Below are 4896 nucleotides of genomic sequence, written 5' to 3'. Positions count from 1 at the left end.
GCCAACCCCGGATCGGCCCGACCCATGGGGGCAGTCGCCAGGTTTCTGACGTGCCGTCAGGTCAACGTCTGGAGCCGGGACAAAACCTTCGCGAATTCAGGCCCGTTGTTCACGCAGAGAAATCCAGAGACCCTCGTCATTCGTTGGATCGGTCGCGTTACGTTCCTCATTTTGATCACGCCAGTCTCCGGGTTCACGCCGCGCGGCACACGGACCGTTCGGACGGCCTTGACCCAACGGTGCCCGCCTTTACCCTCGTTGAGCTTCGGGTCCCAGATCCGCGTACGGGCAGCCCACCGGCGCATCGTGCGGGACGTCAACAGGTACATCTCCCAGTCGACCTCGACCGCGACCGTGGCGACCTCGATGCCCCAGTAGCCCCAGAACCGGCCGGGGCCCTTGCCGGGGCGCTTCCAGAGGTCGGGTACCTCGTGCTGGTACTCCTTCGCGGCGTAGGACCCGTGCTTGGCGAAGTACATCGCCAGCCGCTTGGGATCGCTCGCCTTCATTCCCTCCGCGTAGTCGATGCCCGTGCCCGCGGCTTCGTGCTTGCGTCGCTCCTCCGGGTCCTGGTGGTCAACGACGTCGGCCCACACGAGGGAGAGCCAGGTCGGGAACGACAACGCGTCACCGAGCGGGGCCCGGCGGTACGGTCGGCGGCCAGCATCCAGCCCGGCCTGCTTGGCTGACTTCCACTCGGCCGTGCGGATCGCATGCAGCTCACGCTCCAAAGCGCCGGCACTTCCGTGCGGCGGGACCATCAAGATGTGGAAGTGCGGTGCCCCGCGCCGCTGAAACTCCAGCTTCCAGACGCCGACGATTCGACCACCCCATGCGCGCTCGTACCGCTTGAGGAACGTCACCAGGTGGCGCTTGACTTCCTTGCCATCTCCAGCGACCGACTCCCACTCACCCGGGTACGTCAGCGTCACCATCGCCGGGATTCGTCCGGGGATCTCGAAGAGCGGCGCCCAGTCCAGCTCGGCCATACGCAGGATCATCCGGGCCCGGGACTTGCGCGACCATTCGAAGACTTCCCGGCCGGTAAGACTCGTCTCTCCCTTGTCACGGCGCATCCACTCGGCCGGGGTGCCGTCGAACTTTTCGACCTCAACCACCTGGTCGTCATCATCGCGCTTCCAGCCATGTACGGCGTCCAGGTAACGCTTCAGCTCGGGCCCATCGAGCTTGGCGGTCAGCGTCTGGTCGTCCGCGTGCCTCTCCATCGAGCGTTCGCGCTTGGCCAGGTCGGGCGCCTCCAGGCGGACGACTCCCGGGGCGATCACGATGCGCGGCCGGGGGCCCTCGTGTCCGATCCCGCGCCGGGCGAGGAAGCCATCCAGTGCGTAGGGCGTGACCCGGAGGGCGCCCCACGGGGCGACTTTGGCGAAGGTTCCGGCCGCCTCGGAGAGGTCGTCCCGGGTGGGGAACGTCGGGGCGAACAGCGTGTCCAGGTCAAGGCTCTGACCTGCGGTTTCATTTTCACGGACAGTTTTGGCAGATGTAACAAGCCCTTGCGGGGAGCCGCCTGCGGCGGCGGGGCCTGCGGCCTGGCCAACGCTCCCGCTGGCGCTCCCGCTCTGGCCGACCTCCGGCCCCAGGAGGGAGGCGGGGGAGCTCAGGACGGACGGGCCGACACTGGCTGGATTGGTGGTGGCAGGTCGAGCCGAACCCTGTACCGTTGTCACCAGACTTACTCCGTTCCGTTCTTGGCAGGCGGGTGGACGAGTCACCAGAGCCCCCCGGAGGTCGGATTCCAGGGGGCTCCTCGCGTGTCTGGGCAGTCTCTCTTGCCCTGGGTGCCCCGAAGGGCCAGAAACGCCGTCAGAGGCCCGTTACGCGGCCCTGAGAGCGGCTTCCTTGGCGAGCGTCAGCTTCGGGGCGGGAAGGGGTCGGACCTCTCCGCTTACCTCGACGATCGCGTCGGCGATGGCCCAGCAGTGTTCGGCCGGCAGATAGACCGAGCGCATCCGGCTCGGGGTAACGAGGCCGGGGACCGAAGCGATGCCGACGCCCTCCGGCATCGAGCGCTCTGCGGCGGTGACCTCCAGGTGCCGTCCGTCCGGGAACATGTGCAGGTAGTCCTCGACCGTGTCAACGCGGTGGCAGATCCGGGACGTGAGGTTGGTCCGGGTCGCGGTGTTGAGGACGTTGGCCTCCAGCTTCTGGCCGAGGAGCCACACCCGGATGCCGAACTTGTGGCCCTGGCTGGTGACCGCCTGGAGGAGCATGCGGAAGCGGTCCGCGAGCTTGCGGTCCGGCCAGTTCGTGAAGTTCGACACCTCATCCACCGCCAGGAGGATCAGCGGCATTTCCGGCGTGAAGTCCACCAGCTTGTCCGTGCGGGCGGCCCAGAAAATGCCCTGCCGACGTTCCATCTCAGCGCGGAGTTCTTCGAGGACCGTGCAGGCTTCCTCCGGCGAGCTGGATGCCGAGACCGTGTGGGCGGTCCGCCACCAGGGCGCGACGGAACCGAGGTTCGGGTCCACGATCACCATCCGGACATCCGGCATCAGCGCCGCGTGGGCGAAGATCGTGTTCGCCGTGTTCGACTTGCCGGAGCGGGTGACGCCCTGAATCGCGCCGTGCGATCCGGTGGCCAGGTTGATCGTCACGGGTTCGCCGTCCTCGGTGTGGCCGAGCAGGATTTCCGAGTTGGCCCGGAGACTGCCCGGCTTCACGTGGAGCTTGCCCGTCTGGTCAACCAGGCCGGAGTGGACGACCGCCTCCAGGGGCTCACGCATAAAGGCGCGGACGGCGACCAGGCCGGGCTTCGGCTGAGTGATTTTGACGCGCTCCACTCGCCAGCCGTTGCGCAGGTCTTCCTCCGCGGCTTGCCACTGGGTCAGGCCGACTTTGGGCAGCGTCCTGGCGGTGACCGTGAAGCCGAAGCGGTCCGGCCGGGTCTTGATCGCCGGATAGATCTTCCGGGCCTTCGGCTGCTGCTGCTTCTCGCCCAACTGGCTTGCTGCCATGGACAGTTGAGACGGTTCCTTGGTCACGGTCAGACCGCTCATAGTGGCGAGGCTGGCCCAGCCGCGACGGATGACGTAGGCCCTGCGGATCGAGCGGCGGACGTCCTTGTCGGCACGGATGTAGCGGGTTGCCGGCAGAACCGTCGCAGTGACGGCGATGGACCCGGCGGCGAATCCGATCGCGGGCAAGTACCCGGTGATGACGGGCACGAAGTCCGGCGGGTTGAGCATGATCTGTCCTTCCAGGTCTGGGGATGGGTCAGGCCCGGAGCCAGGATTCGGCCCCGGGCCTGTGGACAGTGATCGCGATCAGCGGTTACGCCAGCGGGACTCGCGCTCCTTCTCCTCCTTCTCCCGCCGCATGTGCTGACCGGCGGTCTCCGGGGAGCCATCGGCGTTCCGGTTCAGACCGTGCATCACGCCGCCCCGGGCGTACTCCAAGTAGCTGATGTCGCCGTTGCGGTCGCGGTGGATCTCCCGGGGCTCGGCCTTGGGGCTGCCGCCGGTCAGGTCGAGCGGCGGGAGCTCCTGGCCGGGGATGTAGCCGTGGTTGTTGACGCTGTCGTTGCTGCTCTTGCGGCTGAAGAAGCCCATCGTGGTCCTCCTGGCAGACGAGATTTGGACGGGAGATCAGGACGTGCAGGTCACTCGGCAGCGGGGGCGGTGACTCGGCCGGAACGCGCCTGCGGGGCACCGACCGTGATGACGGGTCCGACGCCGGTCGCCCGGTAGCTGTAGGCCAGGCGCTTCGAGGCGTTGTCGACGTACGGCGTGACGGTCAGCCCCTCGAACAGGACCGGCACGAACGGGAGGCCCGGGATCTGCGGGTCCGGCAGAACCGGCTGGTAGGGCGCCGAGACCTTGACGACGAAGGACTTGAGCTTGGCCGGGAGCTCGGGGTCGGCGTCGATGACGGAGACGGCCCAGACGGGCTGACTGGTGTGCGCGTCCAGCTCCTGCATGCCGGTGGACTTGCCATCGGTGAAGCTCATGACCGGGGCGACACCGGCGGCGAAGACGCCGTGCGGGAAGACAACGTCCGTGGGGACCGGGATACGAGCGCCGGGGCGAAGAGCCATGATGAGACCTCTCTGAGTTGGCTGAAACTGACGGATCATCAGGCGGCGATCCGGTGACTACGTTCTGTGCTGTCCACTACGATGGACCCAAGGACGCTATCTGTCAACCGGGATACACCAAATGAGGAGGACTGGACGTGTCGGCAGTACCGGACGACTTTGCCCAAGAGGTTGCTGAGCAGTTCGAACGCATTCGTGATCTTGCTCAGCACGGACTGTCTGCTGATCAACTGCACAGCCGCGACGCACGCGAGTGGTTCCGCAGTCTCCTGCGGGTCGTCGGCGAGATCCGGGACGAGTGCAAGTCCATGGAGCGTTCGCTGTCCGACCGGGCTGACGCTGAGCGCATTCTGACCCCCTCCGAGATTGCTGAAGCCGCGAAGATCAGCAGGGCTGCACTCTACAAACGGCGACCGACAGCGGAGAAGTGAATTCTCACCAGAGGCCCCGAGTTCCCATCCTGCGGAATTCGGGGCTTTTGCATTCCGACGGAAGGAATCTTTCCCTTACAACTTCCCTGCCGGGGGCACCACCTGCGGAGGGAACCTGGGATCTGGATTTCGGCTGCGGCGTGGGTTGTGGTGCTGGTTCGGACAGACCGGGGTTGGCTTCCCTCCCTGCCGGCACCTGAAGGCTCGCATACTGTCCGGGACCCTGGCCCGACCGCGACGGCAAGTGACCGACTTGGGAAGATGTGCCAGGGCCCCGGACAGTATGCACGGTCTGCGACTGCCGCCAAGGAGGGAAGCCAACCCCGGATCGGCCCGACCCATGGGGGCAGTCGCCAGGTTTCTGACGTGCCGTCAGGTCAACGTCTGGAGCCGGGACAAAACCTTCGCGAA

The 4896-nt window shown here is 66.6% G+C and carries 5 protein-coding genes; 1 reads left to right on the top strand and 4 read right to left on the bottom strand.

Annotated features, from left to right (window positions below; translation table 11 throughout):
• Window positions 1-56: 56 nt before the first annotated feature.
• From ACIRRH_RS43740 to ACIRRH_RS43725, 4 genes are all read right to left on the bottom strand, one after another.
• On the bottom strand, window positions 57-1688 hold the full coding sequence (locus ACIRRH_RS43740) for a hypothetical protein (protein ID WP_403079066.1): 1632 nt from the start codon (window positions 1686-1688) through the stop codon (window positions 57-59).
• Between the two features lie 147 nt (window positions 1689-1835).
• Window positions 1836-3206 (bottom strand): FtsK/SpoIIIE domain-containing protein, encoded by a 1371-nt coding sequence (locus ACIRRH_RS43735; RefSeq protein WP_403079064.1) that lies wholly within the window; start codon window positions 3204-3206, stop codon window positions 1836-1838.
• A 78-nt stretch (window positions 3207-3284) separates the two neighbouring features.
• Window positions 3285-3569: a hypothetical protein gene (locus tag ACIRRH_RS43730; RefSeq protein ID WP_403079063.1), complete on the bottom strand. Its 285-nt coding sequence runs from the start codon at window positions 3567-3569 to the stop codon at window positions 3285-3287.
• A 50-nt stretch (window positions 3570-3619) separates the two neighbouring features.
• Window positions 3620-4054, bottom strand: coding sequence for a plasmid replication, integration and excision activator (locus ACIRRH_RS43725; protein ID WP_403079062.1), 435 nt, complete (start codon window positions 4052-4054; stop codon window positions 3620-3622).
• 137 nt (window positions 4055-4191) lie between these two features.
• Here ACIRRH_RS43725 and ACIRRH_RS43720 point away from each other — a divergent pair, with 137 nt between their 5' ends.
• Entirely contained in the window at window positions 4192-4485 is a 294-nt protein-coding gene (locus ACIRRH_RS43720; RefSeq protein ID WP_403079061.1) for a hypothetical protein, read from the top strand.
• Window positions 4486-4896 lie beyond the last annotated feature (411 nt).

This window comes from Kitasatospora sp. NPDC101235, assembly GCF_044767505.1.
Classification (GTDB): domain Bacteria; phylum Actinomycetota; class Actinomycetes; order Streptomycetales; family Streptomycetaceae; genus Kitasatospora.
Note: the sequence above shows the minus strand (reverse complement) of the source record. Positions and strands in the feature narration are given on the sequence as shown.

What these genes read in the sequence shown, in the direction of transcription:
- ACIRRH_RS43735 (WP_403079064.1), bottom strand. Translation starts at nt 3,206, where the DNA reads ATGCTCAACCCGCCGGACTTCGTGCCCGTCATCACCGGGTACTTGCCC.
- ACIRRH_RS43730 (WP_403079063.1), bottom strand. Translation starts at nt 3,569, where the DNA reads ATGGGCTTCTTCAGCCGCAAGAGCAGCAACGACAGCGTCAACAACCAC.
- ACIRRH_RS43725 (WP_403079062.1), bottom strand. Translation starts at nt 4,054, where the DNA reads ATGGCTCTTCGCCCCGGCGCTCGTATCCCGGTCCCCACGGACGTTGTC.